Below are 15,076 nucleotides of genomic sequence, written 5' to 3' on the forward strand. Positions count from 1 at the left end.
GTGAGCATCAGGTAGGCTGACCTCGAGGTCCGGACATGACTCGGCCCGGCAATCAAACTCCGTTTCCATAACAAGCGCCTTCCATGCCTGACAAGGCAGGGCCCGGGTTTCCAATCGGGAACAGACCTCCGTTCACTGGCGCACGCCTCGGGAGGATGCAGCGCGAGCCACCAAGGAGGTTTGAGGAAACAAGAAGCGTCCGGGTAAGGTGCGCGACCGTCTTCCCATCAATTTCTCCGAGCACGACTTGTCCGAAGTCACCCTGAGCGGGATCAAGAAGTCGTTTGGCCAGAACCTCATCGTGAAGGGCGTGGACCTTCAGGTGGGTGAAGGTGAATTCCTGGTGATGGTCGGCCCGTCTGGCTGCGGGAAGACGACCTTGCTGCGACTCATCGCGGGCCTGGAACAGGTGGACGCGGGCGAGGTGCGCATTGGCGGCGCCCGGGTGAACGACGTTCCGCCTCGTGACCGCGATGTTGCAATGGTGTTCCAGTCCTATGCGCTCTACCCGCACATGACGGTGCGGGAGAATCTGGCCTTCGGCCTGACGCTCCGGAAATTCCCCGCCGCGGAGATTGAGTCGCGCGTGCAGGAGGTGGCCGGGATGTTGGAGCTGAACCACCTCTTGGAGCGCAAGCCCAAGGCCCTGTCCGGCGGCCAACGCCAGCGCGTGGCCATGGGGCGAGCCATCGTCCGCCGCCCCAAGGTCTTCCTCTTCGACGAGCCCCTCTCCAACCTGGACACCGCGCTCCGGGTCCAGATGCGCGGCGAGCTGGCCCGGCTGCACCGCCGGCTGAGCGCGACGATGATCTACGTCACCCATGACCAGGTGGAGGCGATGACGCTGGCCACCCGCGTGGCCGTCTTCAATGGCGGGCTCCTCCAGCAGGTGGGCCCGCCGCTGGAGCTCTACAACCGCCCCGCCAACCAGTTCGTCGCGGGGTTCCTCGGCTCCCCCTCCATGAACTTCCTGGAGGCGCGGCGAGAGGGGGCCCAGTTTACCGGCAAGGGCTTCACCCTGCCCTGTCCGGCGGACGTGACCACGGAGGAAGCCACGGTGCTGCTGGGCCTGCGTCCCCAGGATTTGCGCGTGGAGTCCCAGGGGCCCCTCACCGGCACCGTGGACGCCGTGGAGCGACTGGGCTTCGACGGGTACGCCTTCGTCAAAACGGAGGCCGGACTGGTGGCGGCTCGCTTCGACAAGGGCGTGAACGTCGCGGTGGGTGACAAGGTGCACCTGGCCCCCGTGGCGGACGCGCTGCACGTCTTCTCCAAGGACGGCGCGAAGGCGCTGCGCCATCCGGAGCAGCGCGCCGCGATGGAGATCGCGTCGTGAGCCGGTGGCTCGGCCTGGCGCTGCTCGCCACGGCGCTGAGTGCGCACGCGGCGCCTGCGACGGAGAAGCCGCTGAAGCTGTGGCACGCGTACCGCGGCGGCGAGGAGATGGCGCTCGTCCAGGCCACGGAGCTCTTCACCTCGAAGACGGGCGTCCAGGTGGAGCTGCTCGCCCTGCCCTACGACGCCTACGCGGCCAAGCTGACCAACGCCATTCCCCATGGCGTGGGCCCGGACGTCTTCATCTTCAACCACGAGCGGCTGCGCAACTTTCACGCGATGCACCTGGTGGCCCCCGCCAGTGGCCTGGCGCGCGAGGACTACTTCCCCAACGCCGTGGAGGCGCTGGAGGTGGATGGCCAGGTGTACGGCTATCCCATGTCGCTCAAGTCGCTGGCGCTCTACGTCAACACGAAGCTCGTGCCCCAGCCGCCAGAGACGACGGACGCGCTGCTGGCGATGCTGCCCGCGTTGTCGGACGCGGACGCGGGCCGCTTCGGGCTGGCCTACGAGAGCGGCGACTTCTACTTCCACGCGGGGTTCCTCTTCGGCTTCGGCGGCGAGCTGTTCGATGCAACCGGCCGCGCGAGCTTCGACACACAGGGGATGGCCCGCTCCCTGGCCTTTGTGAAGGACCTGCAGGACCAGCGCTTCATCCCCCAGGAGGCCTCGGGCGCGCTGGTGAAGAGCCTCTTCAACGATGGCCGTGCCGCCATGATCATCAGCGGGCCGTGGTTCGCCGGGGAGATTGCCCCCCAGGTGGACTACCGCGTGGTGGGGCTGCCGACGGTGAGCACCACGAACATCCCCATCCGCCCCTTCCTGGGCGTGGAGACGGCCTACGTCTCCGCGCGCTCCGAGCGAGCGGAGCAGGCCCAGGCGCTGGCGCGCTTCATCTCCCTGGGCGAGGCCTCGCGCGTGCGGGCCATGGTGGGCCGGCAGATTCCGGCGGACGTGGCCGCGTACACGCTGAAGGAGGTGCGAGAGGACACGCTCATCTCCTCCTTCCGCGAGGCGGCCCGCCACGCCACGCCCATGCCCAACACGCTGGAGATGGCGCGCGTCTGGGAGCCCATGAAGCTGGCGCTGCGCGCGGTGCTCCAGGGCGGCACCGCGCCGCAGGACGCGGGCGCGCTGGCGGACCGGCGCTACCGCGCGCTGCACCGCGAGCGCCCACCCGACGCCAGCCCTCTGCCCTGGCTGGGCCTGGTGGGCGCCATGGCGCTGGGCGGCTCCGTCTATGTGCTGCGGCGCCCGGCGGCGACGCTGCCCTTCAAGCGCCGTTACCCGGATGTGGCGCAGGCGGTGGCGTACATCACCCCCGCGGCGGCCGGCGTGGCGCTGCTGGTGTTCGTCCCCTTCGCGGTGGGCCTCAGCCTGTCGCTGTTCCACCACGAGGCGGGGGAATACTCCTTCGTGGGCCTGGCCAACTTCGTGGATATCCTGGCCAGCCGCGGCTACAGCATCACCGAGCCACTGTCCTTCTATTTCACGCTGGCCGTGACGCTGCTGTGGGCGGTGGTCAACGTGGTGCTCCACGTCAGCATCGGCCTGTTGCTGGCGCTGCTGTTGAAGGATCCGCTGCTGAAGCTACGGGGGGTCTACCGGGTGTTGCTCATCATCCCCTGGGCTGTGCCCAACTACATCACCGCGCTCATGTGGAAGGGCATGTTCCACCGGCAGTTCGGTGCCATCAACGGCCTGCTGGTCGCCCTGGACCTGGAGCCGGTGAGCTGGTTCACCCGCTTCTCCACGGCCTTCGCGGCCAACGTGGCCACCAACACCTGGCTGGGCTTCCCCTTCATGATGGTGGTGGCGCTGGGCGCGCTCCAGTCGATCCCCCAGGAGCTCTACGAAGCCGCGGAGGTGGACGGCGCGAGCAAGTGGACGCAGTTCCGCCGCATCACCCTGCCGCTGCTGAGGCCCGCCATGCTGCCGGCCGTCATCCTGGGCAGCGTGTGGACCTTCAACATGTTCAACATCATCTACCTGGTGTCCGGCGGTGAGCCGGGCGGCGGCACCGACATCCTGGTGTCCGAGGCCTACCGTTGGGCCTTCCAGCGCAACGAGCAGTACGGCTTCGCGGCGGCGTACTCGGTCCTCATCTTCGTGGTGCTGCTGGTCTGGTCCGCCTTCACCAAGCGATTGATGCGGTCGTCCTCGGAGGTGATGGGATGAACCGCCCCTCGCGCTTGAAGATGGCCGCCATCCACGCCGGGCTGACGCTGCTGTGCATGGCCACGCTCTACCCGGTGCTCTGGGTGGTGAAGATGGCGCTGTCGCCCACGGATGGGCTGGCGCTCACCGCCAACCCCTTCCCCGAAACCGTCACGCTGGAGCACTTCCGGCAGGTGCTCTCCGGCACGGACGCGGCGGGGCGGTGGGTGTTCGGCCGGCAGCTCCTGGCGAGCATCGTCGTGGCGGGCGCCACCACGCTGGTGGGCCTGACGCTGGCGGTGTCCGCGGCCTATGCGCTGTCGCGCTTCCGCTTCCCCGGCAAGGAAGGCGGGATGCAGGCGCTGCTGGTGACGCAGATGTTCCCGGCGACGCTGATGATGGTGCCCATCTACAGCATCCTTCAGAAGCTGCACCTGCTGGACAGCCTCACGGGGCTCGTCCTGGTCTACGCCACCACCGCCCTGCCCTTCTGCATCTGGAACCTCAAGGGCTACTTCGACACGCTGCCGCGCGAGTTGGAGGAAGCGGCGGTGATGGACGGCGCCTCCACCTTCCAGGTGTTCGTGCGCGTGGTGCTCCCGCTGGCCCGGCCCGCGCTGGCCGTGACGGCGCTCTTCTCCTTCATGACGGCGTGGAACGAGTTCATCCTCGCCGCCACGCTGCTCAATGACCCGTCCCGCTTCACCCTGCCCGTCGCGCTCCAGCGCTTCGTCGGCGAGCACAAGGTGGAGTGGGGCAAGTTCGCCGCGGGCGCGCTCATCGTCTCCGCGCCGGTCATGGCGTTGTTCTTCGCGCTTCAGAAACACCTCGTCGGCGGTTTGACCGCTGGCGGCGTCAAGGGGTGATGTCGATGTCGTCTCGCTGTCTCCGTGCCCTCGTCCTCGTCCTGCCTCTGCTGGTCGTCGCTTGTGATGGCGACTCAGACGGAGGACCTGCTCCCAGCGACAACGCGCCCGTCGTGCGGGAGGTCCAGCCCTCGGGCGGCCCCGTCTCGGGCCACACCCTCATCAACGTCTACGGCGCCGGCTTCAAGGAAGGCGCGAAGCTTTACTTCGGCCAGCAGGAGGCCCTGCGGGTGGTGGTGGTCAACACCCACCGCATCTACGGCTACACCCCCACCGCCACCTCCGGCGTGGTGGACGTGCGCGTGGTGAACCCGGACAGCGCTCACGGCACCCTGGTGGGCGGCTTCACGTTCGAAGGCGCGCCGGTGGCGAACATCGAACAGGCCGAAGTGCTCAACGGCAACGTGGACGCAGTCAGCAACGGCCAGCCGGTGGGCACCACCGTGCGCGGCGCCGTCACCGTGGCCGGCATCACCCGTGGCACCGGCCAGGGCGGCGGCACCCGCGCGCAGGTGGGCTTCGCCCTGGCGGACGCGGAGCTGCTCAACCCTGACAGCTACACCTGGGAAGAGGCCAGCTACGAGGGTGACTCGGGCAGCCGCGAGGCGGACATCTACCAGGGCACCGTGCTGCTCCAGCCGACCATCAGCGGTGAGCGCCGTGAGTGGGTCGTCACCATGCGCTTCTCCATCGACAACGGCGCCACGTGGGTGATGGCGGACGGCGATGGCAGTGCCAACGGCGTGTCGGAGGACATGCTGCGCCGGGTGTTCATCTCCCGGCCGCGCGTGGACTACTGCAAGCTGGGCCCCGACAACAACCCCGGGCCGGTCAACGTCTTCTACCGGCCGGGCGACACCCCGCGCGTGAAGGTGGCCGGTCAGGTGTACGCGGCGGGCATCACCCAGGGCGGTGGCGCGGGCTCGGGCCTGGTGGCGCAGCTCGGCTACGGTCCGGCGGACTCGGACCCGCGCAGCGACAGCGGCTGGACGTGGGTGAACGCCACGTACAAGACGGACCACGGCAACAACGACGAGTGGGAGGCCGACCTGCCCAACCCGGGCACCGTGGGCACCTGGCGAATCGCCTACCGCTTCAGCATCAGCGAGAACGTGTGGCGCTTCTGTGACGCGGACGGCGTCAACGACAGCGACGAGGGCAACCTGACCTTCAGCCTGTCCAAGCTGGGCACGCTCACCGTGGGCGACGAGGCGCCGAAGCCGGCGGTGACGTGGTGCAAGATTGGCCTCGACCAGACGCCGCCGGAGGCCATCAACTACACGACGACACAGACGTCAGGCCTGAAGACGGTGTACGCCCAGGTCAACCTGCCGGGCGTGACGGACCGCGAAGGCGCAGGGCCTGGCCTGGCGGGCCAGCTCGGCTGGGGTCCCGCGGGTGAGGACCCGCGCACCTCGTCACGGTGGAACTGGTCGACCCAGCTGACCTTCGACCAGGACAACTTCGAGGTGAACGACCAGTGGAAGGGCACGCTGCCCAACCCGACCATCAACGGCGAGTACCGCTACGCGGTGCGCTTCAACCACGACGGCGGCCCCATCCGCGTGTGCGACGGCAACGGCGTGGACGACGGCGGTCAGGACTTCGAGCTGGACCAGCTCGGCACGCTCAACGTGACGGGCCAGCCCGTCATCCCGCGCGTCATCGGCTACTGCAAGCTGGGGCCGGATGGGAACGGCACGCCGCAGTCGCTGGCGTACACCACCGGGGATGCGGCCAGCCACGTCATCATCGCGTCCGTCAACGTGGCGGGCCTCACCAACACCACCACGGGCGACGTCGCGGCCATCGTGGGCCAACTCGGCTGGGGACCCGCCGGTGAGAACCCAGCCACGTCCGCGCAGTGGGACTGGACCACGACGGCCCAGTTCAAGGGCGACTTCTGGGACAACGACGAGTACGAGGCCACGTTGCCCAACCCGGGCGTGGTGGGCAGCTATCGGTTCGCCTACCGCTTCCAGGTGAACGGCGGCGAGTTCCTCTACTGCGACGCGGACGGAAACAGCAGCGGGGCCAACGGCTTCGACGCTGCGCTGACGGGCACACTCACGGTAACGGAGGCCCAAGCCATCAACGTGGTCAACTACTGCAAGCTGGGGCCGGATGGGAACAACACGCCGCAGTCGCTGGCGTACACCACCGGGGATGCGGCCAGCCACGTCATCGTTGCGTACGTCAACGTGGCGGGCCTCACCAACACCACCACGGGCGAAGTCGCGGCCATCGTGGGCCAACTCGGCTGGGGACCCGCCGGAGAGAACCCAGCCACATCCGCGCAGTGGGACTGGACCACGACGGCCCAGTTCAAGGGCGACTTCTGGGACAACGACGAGTACGAGGCCACGTTGCCCAACCCGGGCGTGGTGGGCAACTACCGGTTCGCCTACCGCTTCCAGGTAAACGGCGGCGAGTTCCTCTACTGCGACGCGGACGGAAACAGCAGCGGGGCCAACGGCTTCGACGCTGCGCTGACGGGCACACTCACGGTAACGGAGGCCCAAGCCATCAACGTGGTCAACTACTGCAAGCTGGGGCCGGATGGGAACAACACGCCGCAGTCGCTGGCGTACACCACCGGGGATGCGGCCAGCCACGTCATCGTTGCGTACGTCAACGTGGCGGGCCTCACCAACACCACCACGGGCGAAGTCGCGGCCATCGTGGGCCAACTCGGCTGGGGACCCGCCGGAGAGAACCCAGCCACATCCGCGCAGTGGGACTGGACCACGACGGCCCAGTTCAAGGGCGACTTCTGGGACAACGACGAGTACGAGGCCACGTTGCCCAACCCAGGCACGGTGGGCAACTACCGGTTCGCCTACCGCTTCCAGGTAAACGGCGGCGAGTTCCTCTACTGCGACGCGGACGGAAACAGCAGCGGGGCCAACGGCTTCGACGCTGCGCTGACGGGCACACTCACGGTAACGGAGGCCCAAGCCATCAACGTGGTCAACTACTGCAAGCTGGGGCCGGATGGGAACAACACGCCGCAGTCGCTGGCGTACACCACCGGGGATGCGGCCAGCCACGTCATCGTTGCGTACGTCAACGTGGCGGGCCTCACCAACACCACCACGGGCGAAGTCGCGGCCATCGTGGGCCAACTCGGCTGGGGACCCGCCGGAGAGAACCCAGCCACATCCGCGCAGTGGGACTGGACCACGACGGCCCAGTTCAAGGGCGACTTCTGGGACAACGACGAGTACGAGGCCACGTTGCCCAACCCAGGCACGGTGGGCAACTACCGGTTCGCCTACCGCTTCCAGGTAAACGGCGGCGAGTTCCTCTACTGCGACGCGGACGGAAACAGCAGCGGGGCCAACGGCTTCGACGCTGCGCTGACGGGCAGCCTGGCGGTGAGCGCGCAGGCCCCCGCCCCCTAACCGACGGACAACCACTGCCTCCTACAGAGCCACATGGCCAGTCCACTGGCCGCCCGGATGCCCACCAGGGCCCGGGCGGCCTTGCGGAATGATCGGGCCTGCTGAAGCGTATGCTTGACAGTGTCGGATGAGGCCGATAAAAGCCCGCCTCACCGAAGCGCGGCGGACGCCTGACGGGCGGATAGCTCAGCGGTAGAGCGGCGCCCTTACAAGGCGATGGTCACAGGTTCAATCCCTGTTCCGCCCACTGTCGTACCGATGTGGGGAGTTAGTTCAGTTGGTTAGAACGCCGGCCTGTCACGCCGGAGGCCACGGGTTCAAGTCCCGTACTCCTCGCCACTAAGAAGGGCCCGGGATCGCAAGGTTCCGGGCCCTTCGCCTTTTAGTGAGAGGCTCGGTTTTTGGCCCTGCCGCTCGCAGCCCCATCTGGGGAGTTAGTTCAGTTGGTTAGAACGCCGGCCTGTCACGCCGGAGGCCACGGGTTCAAGTCCCGTACTCCTCGCTAGAAAAGCCCAGCAATCCTCAGGGGTTGCTGGGCTTTTCTTTTTCCTCCGTCCCCCTATGTGGCCTCAGTGTGCCGCTCCGGCACCGTTGGCCGGAGCGGCGTGGCGCTGGACGTCGCGGGCAAGGCGGCGGCATCCTCCGCGGACCTGCGCAGTGGAGCTCCGGTTCCAGGAGGGCCAGTGGAAGGCCTACGACGCGGCGAAGGTCCACCTCTCCAAGGGGCGCAAGAGCGAGGCGCTCGCACAGCTCAACGATTGCATCGCGGAGGGGCGCATCCTCGAGAACCGGTACCCCGACTTCAAGGAGCAGAAGTTCGACATCGGCGGCACCAGCATGAGCATGTTGGAGCTGCTCCAGGTCTGCGCGAAGGAGCGCAAGGCGCTGCAGCCTTCCCCTTGAGCCTTCCTGCTTCGCCCCGAAGTCCGTCGTGCTCCAGAGGCTTGGAGCGCCGGGGCAGGCGGAGCGGTGGGCCCGAACCTCGAGGTCGCGCGGTCCCCTTGGGAGGGACACCGCGCGGCACAGACTGGACGGAGCTTTTCCAGGATGATCCTCCGCAACGTCACGGATGAAGACCTTCCCATCTTCTTCGAACACCAGCGCGACCCAGAAGCGCAGCGCATGGCCGCATTTGCATCGCGGGAACGCGATGCGTTCATGGCCCACTGGCTCACAAACGTTCTCCGCTCTGAGAACGTCACCCGCACCATCGTCATGGGCGGTGTCGTCGTTGGGCACATCGGCAGTTGGGAACAGGATGCCATGCGCCTCGTCGGCTACTGGATGGGTCGCGAGCATTGGGGCAAGGGCATCGCCACTCGGGCCCTCTCCGAGTTTCTCGTGCTCGAGCCCACCCGGCCACTTCATGCGTGGGTCGCTCTCAACAACCTCGCGTCGATCCGCGTCCTCGAGAAGTGTGGCTTCCACACCCTGAGCAACGAGAACCCGCATCACCCGGATGGCGTTGCCGAAGTCCTGATGAGGCTGGGTTCGACGTAGTGCGTGTGGCTCGGGCTTCGATGACCTCCGGCCCAGATTCCGGCGCTTCGTCATGCTCGCCAAGAGGGCGGCATTGACGGTTGGCTGGACCTTTCGTTCAGCTCAGTGATCGAATCTTGGGCAGGTGCAGGGGTGGGCGACCAACCGAACATGGCGCTGCGATAGAGAGGGACGGAGCATGCTGGTACTCGGAAGCAAGGCGCAGGGAGCCCGGCTCGAACGCATGAAGGCGTCACCGCGCTTCAAGGACGGGATGTTCCACAACACATCCCTGGTGACTCAGGGGCTGAAGAAGGGCACCGCTGTCTCGACGATGAAGGAGTTCATCTGTGGCGGTCAGCGGCGGGTGCCGACTGGCGTGCTGCCCATCGTCAATCCGCTTGAGCAGTGGCTGCTCCCGGTGCAGAGCGGGCTCCGCGCGACGTGGCTCGGTCATTCCACCGTCCTGCTTGAGGTCGATGGGAAGCGCGTGTTGACTGACCCGGTGTGGGGAGAGCGCATCTCCCCGCTTCCCTTCACGGGGCCGAAGCGGTTTCACCCCGCGCCGGTGACAATCGGTCAGCTTCCTCCGCTCCACGCGGTCGTCATCTCGCACGACCACTACGACCACCTCGACTACCCGACCATCCTTCAACTCATCCCGCTCGGGGTTCCGTTCGTCACCTCACTCGGCGTGGGTGCGCATCTGGAGGCGTGGGGCGTGCCTCCCGAGCGCATCACCGAGCTCGACTGGTGGGAGTCCGCGGAGGTCGGTGGCCTTACCTTCACCGCCGCACCATCACAGCACTTCTCGGGTCGCAGCGTGGCCGATAGGAACCGGACAGCGTGGTCGTCGATTGTGGTGCGCGGTCCGCATCACGCCGTCTTCTTCAGCGGCGACACAGGCCTGACCCAGGAGTACGTCGAGATCCGGGAGAGGCTGGGGCCGTTCGACCTCGTCATGCTCGAGGTCGGCGCGTGGGACCCGGCGTGGGGAGATATTCACCTCGGACCGGAGAATGCGTTGCAAGCGCACGACCTGTTGGGCGGTGGCGCCTTCCTGCCGGTCCATTGGGGCACGTTCAATCTCGCAATCCATTCCTGGGACGAACCTGCGGAGACGCTCGTGAAGCTCGCCCCAACGAATGCGCCGCTGGTCATGCCTCGGCTCGGGCAGCCGATCGAGCCGCGCCAGGTGCAGTCGATCGACCCATGGTGGCGCGAGGTCGATCAAACCGAGACGGAACCGGCGCCGGTGGAGGCGGTGACGGAACCCTCCGACTGACGAATCAGCGCGAAGCGCGCGGCGGCACAACGGGCCGGTGACGAAGGATACGGCATCCGAACAGAGGCAGAGCGCCGCGGCCGCGGCCTCGGTGGCCTCACCGATGCGCACCATCGGAATGGGGGCTCATCGCTTCCAGATTCGGCGAACAGCGCGATGAGCTGCTCCATGATTCGGGCGAACTCTGGCGCGCATGCGGGGTGAGCAGGTCACGGCCTACTGTGCCAGTGACTCGCGGCGGCGGAAGACGGAGATGTCCGTCGGAGCGTCCTTCCCCCATTCGTAGTCAGGCGACTGACGCAGCAGTTCGATGAGCTGCCGGTCGCCAATCTTCCAGCCCCCCGCATTCGCGAACGAGCACTCCTTCTGCACATAGCAGTGGTTCACGTTGACGAAGATGAGCTTGGGACGCCGAGCCAGGACGTATTCCGGGTCCATCTTCACGTCGATTCCGCGCTGAAGCGACGGAAGGTGCGCGATGTGCGTGTCGTTGAGCCCGAGCATGTCGAGGGTGAGCCGCCCCGTCGCATAGGGCACGCGCCCCGCCCAGGGGACTGCGATGACATCCGTGGTCGGATCACAGCCTTGAGCTTGGGAGCGGTGCGCTTCGGCTGAGCCCTCGATGACAGGCGAGTTCGCCGACCCGGCGTGAAACAAAGCGATGGGCACACGGCCGCCCTCCCCTGCCCTACTCCTTCGCGAACACCGCCACCTGGCACTCGGCGCCGGAGACCGGCAACCGGAACGCCCGCGAGGACACGACGCGCAGTTGCCGCTCCGCTGCGCGCGCCGCCGCCTTGATGAACGCGACCTTCTTCCCCACCGTGTCCACCAACATGACGCCCAGCGACTGGCATCCCAGTCACCCGTGAAGGCGCGCGCGAGTGCCGTGCCTACTCGTAGCGCGGGTCGTCGGACACGCTGCGCGTGGACTGCCGCACGACAATGCAGCCGGCGGCGCCGCAGCCCTGATGCCGGTTGCCGCCCCCGGGGGCGGCCGTTCGGGTTCCCGGCCGCTCCGGGACCCGTGTCGCATCGCACATGCATCCCGTTTTGGATACGCTGAGAACTCCGCCCGACTCACCAGGAATCATTGGATGACCACCACCCGTCGTGACCTGCTCAAGTTCGGTGCGCTCGCCGCTGCCTCCGCCGCCCTGCCGGGTTGGGCAAAGCCGTCCAAGCCCATCAAACGCGCGGCGAAACCGCTGAACATCCTGATCCTCGGCGGCACCGGTTTCACCGGACCGTTCCAGGTCAACTACGCACTGGCGCGCGGGCACAAGGTGACGCTGTTCAACCGCGGCAAGCGCCCGTCACCGGAATGGCCGAGCGCGGTCGAGCAGCTGTTCGGAGACCGCAATACCGGCGACCTCAAGTCGCTGCAAGGTCGCAAGTGGGATGTGTGCATCGACAACCCCACCAGCCTGCCGTTCTGGGTGCGCGATGCCGGCAAGGTGCTCAAGGGCAACGTCGGGCATTACCTCTTCATCTCGACGATTTCCGTCTATGCCGACGGCAGCAAGCAGGGCATCACCGAGGACGCGCCGCTGGCGGTGTATGCGGGCAAGGACGCGATGGCCGAAACGCAGGACTCACTGAAAGCGGACATCGAGCACCTGTACGGTCCGCTCAAGGCGTTGAGCGAGGCCGAAGCGCGCAAGCAGTTCGGCAAGCGCGTCACCATCGTCCGGCCTGGCTACATCGTCGGCCCGCGCGACGAAACCGATCGCTTCACTTACTGGCCGCACCGCGTGGCGCAGGGCGGCGAGATGCTCGTGCCCGGCGATGGCTCCGACCCGATGCAGATCATCGACGGCCGCGACCTGGGCGAATGGATGATCCGCCTTGCTGAAGCGGGCACGTTTGGCACGTTCAACGCTGTTGGCCCGGCGAAACCGCTGAGCACCACGGCCATGCTGAAAGGCTGCGAGCGGGTCACCGGCAAGAAGCCGACGTACACGCATGTGTCGCCGGAATTCCTTGAGGAGAAGAAGGTCGAGCTGCCGATCTGGGTGTCGTCAAAGAGCGGGCCCTATGCGGGCTACGGGGCGGTCAGCAATGCCCGGGCGATGGCGGCCGGGCTCACTTACCGCCCCTTCGACACCACGGTGACCGATCTGCTTGCGTGGTTCCGCAGCCAGCCGGCCGAGCGCCAGGCGACGCTGCGTGCTGGCATCACGCGGGAGCAGGAAGCGGCGCTGCTGAAGGAGTGGCACGCCAAGCTCTGAAGCACGGGATGGTGGCGCATGCGCATAAGAGGGATGGGGCCCCCCTGTTGAGGAGGAGAGAGGGTGAGAGGCGCCGAGGAGGGCCACTGACGGGGCCGCCCGAGTGATGCTCCCGTCCCGTGGACAGGCCGCTTGAGCCCCCTTGGGGTACACGCCTGCCCAGACCGCGCTCCCTTCAGGTGCGTAACAGACGCCTGGACCTCTTGGCCGCCTCTTGAACACCCACGACTGCACCGTGCTGAGCCGCAGCCCTCTCTGCCGCGAGAACTCCTTCTGCGTCAGCCCGCTCACCTCAACGGATTCGGCACCCCGGAACCACGCCTGCTGCTCCACCGGCTTCAACATGCACGCCAGGGTCCACGGCGCCGACTCCTCACTCAACGACTCTCAGCACGTCGTTGGCCGGACGGATACTGTCCTTCGCCCGCCGCAACGGGTGTTCCTTCGGCACGCGCCCGCCCGGCGTCCGCAGACTGAACATCGTCGTCTGCGGCTTCGGCGTCCCGCGCATCGCATCCTCCGATGCCGCTCTCTTCTCACGCGACACCGCGGGGCGTCACTCCCCACCCCGCGGACAATCTCAACAGTCTGCCAGGTGCGTCCGGGCATGCCTCACCCACCGGCGGAAGGCCGTCTCCGCGAGGTCAAAGTCCGTCGCCACCTCCGCGAAGGACTTACCTACTCCAGCACCAGCTTCACCACCCCGGCCTGGAGCGAAGACCTCCAGCGCCGGCTCGGGTGCCTCTTCCACCTGGACTCCGGTGGGCTGATGCAGCCTCGTGTCCTCCGGTGAGCAAGGCCCCCGTCACGGACGCTCTGCCCACCGCGCGGGCCTGGCCCCGGGCAATGCGCCTACCTTCGAAGTGGATGATGTGTCGGCGGAGGCTCCTCTGCGACGGGTCATTCTGACTCCAAGGAGGGTTGAGCTCACCCCACACCGTCAGGTAGACGACAGATCCCCCTTTGGTTCGGAGGAACCTTGTTCAAGTCGATGATCCTGGCGGTTGCGGTGTTGGGACTGACGGCATGTGGCAGCGATGACTCGGAGCAGAGCGCCGAGTGCAAGAAGTACCTGGTCTGCATCAAGGCCACGACCCCCCAGATTGAGGCCACCGCCGAAGTGACCTACGGCGCCGACGGTTCCTGCTGGCAGAACGACGAGACGGCCAGGGTCTGCACTGCCGCGTGCACCGACGGCCTGACGCAGCTCCGGGGCCACCACCCCGACGAGTCCGCCTGCAAGTAGGACGGAGCCCTGTCAGGGCACACTGGCCGCGCACACGTTGCGCGGTCAGGTGCAGGACTTCAGCCCAGCAGCTTGAACGTCTCGCGGGCAATCACCATCCGCTGCACCTCGCTGGTGCCCTGGTAGAACGCATAAGAGGGATGGGGGCCCTGTTAAGGGGAGGGTGCAGGGGGCCGAGGAGGGCCGCTGACGGGCCCGCCCGAGTGATGCTCCCGTCCGGTGGACAGGCCGCTTGAGCCCCCTTGGGGTACACGCCTGCCCAGACCGCGCTCCCTTCAGGTGCGTAACAGGGGCCTGGACCTCTTGGCGCCTCTTGAGCCTCAACACCCCGCGGCCTGGGGTGGCCCTCCTGCCGGGGCCCACCTCGCACATCCCGTGGGCAAGCCCAGGTGCTCCTGAATTGCCCGCACTCCGGGGGCCCCCTTCACGTACGCCAAGCCCCTTGAGCCCGCCTCACTCCTCACGCAGGCGAACACCTTGAAGTCGAACGTCCTCCTACTTCAACCGCTGCGGCGGTGGGGCATCGGGCGGTGTCACTGGTCTATCCGGGTAGAGCAGCCAGGTTCCAGGCTCGGAGAGCAGCTCCAGGTCCGAGGTCCCACTGGGCGAGCCGTGGATGATGAGCTTCGAGTTCACCAGCGCCAGCGCGGCCACCCGTCCGGTGCTGCTCTTCTTCGCGCCCTCCATCACGTGCTGGAGGAGGAGAACTCGCGTCCGCGCCTGGACCTGGGGGATTGCGTCACACAGGCAAAAGTGGAGCGGCAGGTTGCAACGAGAGCAGCGCGGGCGCGGAGCAACACGGAGAGGCATCCACCGTCATCCTGGTCGGATTTCCTCGGGAAAAGAAGTGCCCCGCCCTGGAGCCGCCCCACGACACTTACCGGGGACGTTTGTCGACAGCACAGCAGACGCTTTCGTATAATCCAGCCAAGGTGTCACCAGACGTTGGCGTACACCTCCGCTACGCCCCCCGGGGCAGAGCCGCAGAGACGATGCCGGCGCCGTGCATGACGTCGAGCGACTGAACCTCAACGTCGCGCGACTCAAGCTCAACCGGCTGGCAGTGCTCGACG

The 15,076-nt window shown here is 67.1% G+C and carries 13 protein-coding genes and 3 tRNA genes; 13 read left to right on the forward strand and 3 right to left on the reverse strand.

The window, feature by feature from the left end:
- Nucleotides 1-247 precede the first annotated feature (247 nt).
- The 10 genes from QEG98_RS29170 (at nt 248) to QEG98_RS29215 (ending at nt 10,526) form a co-directional block, all read left to right on the forward strand.
- Nucleotides 248-1,336 (forward strand): ABC transporter ATP-binding protein, encoded by a 1,089-nt coding sequence (locus tag QEG98_RS29170; RefSeq protein WP_316567984.1) that lies wholly within the window; start codon nt 248-250, stop codon nt 1,334-1,336.
- Nucleotides 1,333-3,513: an extracellular solute-binding protein gene (locus QEG98_RS29175; protein WP_316563632.1), complete on the forward strand. Its 2,181-nt coding sequence runs from the start codon at nt 1,333-1,335 to the stop codon at nt 3,511-3,513. The genes QEG98_RS29170 and QEG98_RS29175 overlap by 4 nt, the downstream gene beginning before the upstream one ends.
- Nucleotides 3,510-4,358, forward strand: coding sequence for a sugar ABC transporter permease (locus QEG98_RS29180; protein ID WP_090490031.1), 849 nt, complete (start codon nt 3,510-3,512; stop codon nt 4,356-4,358). Before QEG98_RS29175 ends, QEG98_RS29180 begins: the two co-directional genes overlap by 4 nt.
- 5 nt (nt 4,359-4,363) lie before the next feature.
- On the forward strand, nt 4,364-7,762 hold the full coding sequence (locus QEG98_RS29185) for an IPT/TIG domain-containing protein (protein WP_316563633.1): 3,399 nt from the start codon (nt 4,364-4,366) through the stop codon (nt 7,760-7,762).
- A 175-nt stretch (nt 7,763-7,937) separates the two neighbouring features.
- Nucleotides 7,938-8,009: transfer RNA gene (locus QEG98_RS29190), tRNA-Val, on the forward strand.
- Between the two features lie 15 nt (nt 8,010-8,024).
- A tRNA-Asp gene (locus QEG98_RS29195) sits at nt 8,025-8,101 on the forward strand.
- A gap of 89 nt (nt 8,102-8,190) precedes the next feature.
- Nucleotides 8,191-8,264: transfer RNA gene (locus tag QEG98_RS29200), tRNA-Asp, on the forward strand.
- A 155-nt stretch (nt 8,265-8,419) separates the two neighbouring features.
- Nucleotides 8,420-8,665, forward strand: coding sequence for a hypothetical protein (locus QEG98_RS29205; protein WP_410477859.1), 246 nt, complete (start codon nt 8,420-8,422; stop codon nt 8,663-8,665).
- Between the two features lie 144 nt (nt 8,666-8,809).
- Entirely contained in the window at nt 8,810-9,262 is a 453-nt protein-coding gene (locus QEG98_RS29210) for a GNAT family N-acetyltransferase (RefSeq protein WP_316563634.1), read from the forward strand.
- 178 nt (nt 9,263-9,440) lie between these two features.
- Nucleotides 9,441-10,526 (forward strand): MBL fold metallo-hydrolase, encoded by a 1,086-nt coding sequence (locus QEG98_RS29215; RefSeq protein ID WP_316563635.1) that lies wholly within the window; start codon nt 9,441-9,443, stop codon nt 10,524-10,526.
- A 216-nt stretch (nt 10,527-10,742) separates the two neighbouring features.
- Here the strand turns inward: QEG98_RS29215 and QEG98_RS29220 are convergent, their stop codons facing one another.
- Together QEG98_RS29220 and QEG98_RS29225 are read right to left on the reverse strand one after the other, a co-directional pair.
- Nucleotides 10,743-11,030, reverse strand: coding sequence for a hypothetical protein (locus QEG98_RS29220; RefSeq protein ID WP_316563636.1), 288 nt, complete (start codon nt 11,028-11,030; stop codon nt 10,743-10,745).
- Nucleotides 11,031-11,214: 184 nt separating this feature from the next.
- Nucleotides 11,215-11,364 carry a hypothetical protein gene (locus QEG98_RS29225; protein WP_316563637.1) on the reverse strand — a complete coding sequence of 50 codons (150 nt, stop codon included), beginning with the start codon at nt 11,362-11,364 and terminating at the stop codon, nt 11,215-11,217.
- A gap of 259 nt (nt 11,365-11,623) precedes the next feature.
- Between QEG98_RS29225 and QEG98_RS29230 the strand changes: the two genes are divergently transcribed.
- From QEG98_RS29230 to QEG98_RS29240, 3 genes are all read left to right on the forward strand, one after another.
- The gene (locus QEG98_RS29230; RefSeq protein WP_316563638.1) at nt 11,624-12,757 is read left to right on the forward strand and encodes an NAD-dependent epimerase/dehydratase family protein; all 1,134 of its coding nucleotides are present in this window, start codon (nt 11,624-11,626) and stop codon (nt 12,755-12,757) included.
- A gap of 607 nt (nt 12,758-13,364) precedes the next feature.
- Nucleotides 13,365-13,550 (forward strand): hypothetical protein, encoded by a 186-nt coding sequence (locus QEG98_RS29235; RefSeq protein WP_316563639.1) that lies wholly within the window; start codon nt 13,365-13,367, stop codon nt 13,548-13,550.
- Between the two features lie 186 nt (nt 13,551-13,736).
- Nucleotides 13,737-14,003: a hypothetical protein gene (locus tag QEG98_RS29240; RefSeq protein WP_316563640.1), complete on the forward strand. Its 267-nt coding sequence runs from the start codon at nt 13,737-13,739 to the stop codon at nt 14,001-14,003.
- Between the two features lie 495 nt (nt 14,004-14,498).
- Here the strand turns inward: QEG98_RS29240 and QEG98_RS29245 are convergent, their stop codons facing one another.
- The gene (locus tag QEG98_RS29245) at nt 14,499-14,813 is read right to left on the reverse strand and encodes a DTW domain-containing protein (protein ID WP_316563641.1); all 315 of its coding nucleotides are present in this window, start codon (nt 14,811-14,813) and stop codon (nt 14,499-14,501) included.
- Between the last annotated feature and the right edge of the window lie 263 nt (nt 14,814-15,076).

Origin of the sequence: Myxococcus sp. MxC21-1, assembly GCF_032612255.1 — a bacterium.
Taxonomy (GTDB): domain Bacteria; phylum Myxococcota; class Myxococcia; order Myxococcales; family Myxococcaceae; genus Myxococcus; species Myxococcus virescens.

Coding starts and splice junctions, on each gene's coding strand:
- QEG98_RS29245 (WP_316563641.1), bottom strand. CDS start 14,813: ATGCCTCTCCGTGTTGCTCCGCGCCCGCGCTGCTCTCGTTGCAACCTG.
- QEG98_RS29215 (WP_316563635.1), top strand. CDS start 9,441: ATGCTGGTACTCGGAAGCAAGGCGCAGGGAGCCCGGCTCGAACGCATG.
- QEG98_RS29185 (WP_316563633.1), top strand. CDS start 4,364: ATGTCGTCTCGCTGTCTCCGTGCCCTCGTCCTCGTCCTGCCTCTGCTG.
- QEG98_RS29220 (WP_316563636.1), bottom strand. CDS start 11,030: ATGCTCGGGCTCAACGACACGCACATCGCGCACCTTCCGTCGCTTCAG.
- QEG98_RS29180 (WP_090490031.1), top strand. CDS start 3,510: ATGAACCGCCCCTCGCGCTTGAAGATGGCCGCCATCCACGCCGGGCTG.
- QEG98_RS29230 (WP_316563638.1), top strand. CDS start 11,624: ATGACCACCACCCGTCGTGACCTGCTCAAGTTCGGTGCGCTCGCCGCT.
- QEG98_RS29235 (WP_316563639.1), top strand. CDS start 13,365: ATGCCTCACCCACCGGCGGAAGGCCGTCTCCGCGAGGTCAAAGTCCGT.
- QEG98_RS29210 (WP_316563634.1), top strand. CDS start 8,810: ATGATCCTCCGCAACGTCACGGATGAAGACCTTCCCATCTTCTTCGAA.
- QEG98_RS29225 (WP_316563637.1), bottom strand. CDS start 11,364: ATGTTGGTGGACACGGTGGGGAAGAAGGTCGCGTTCATCAAGGCGGCG.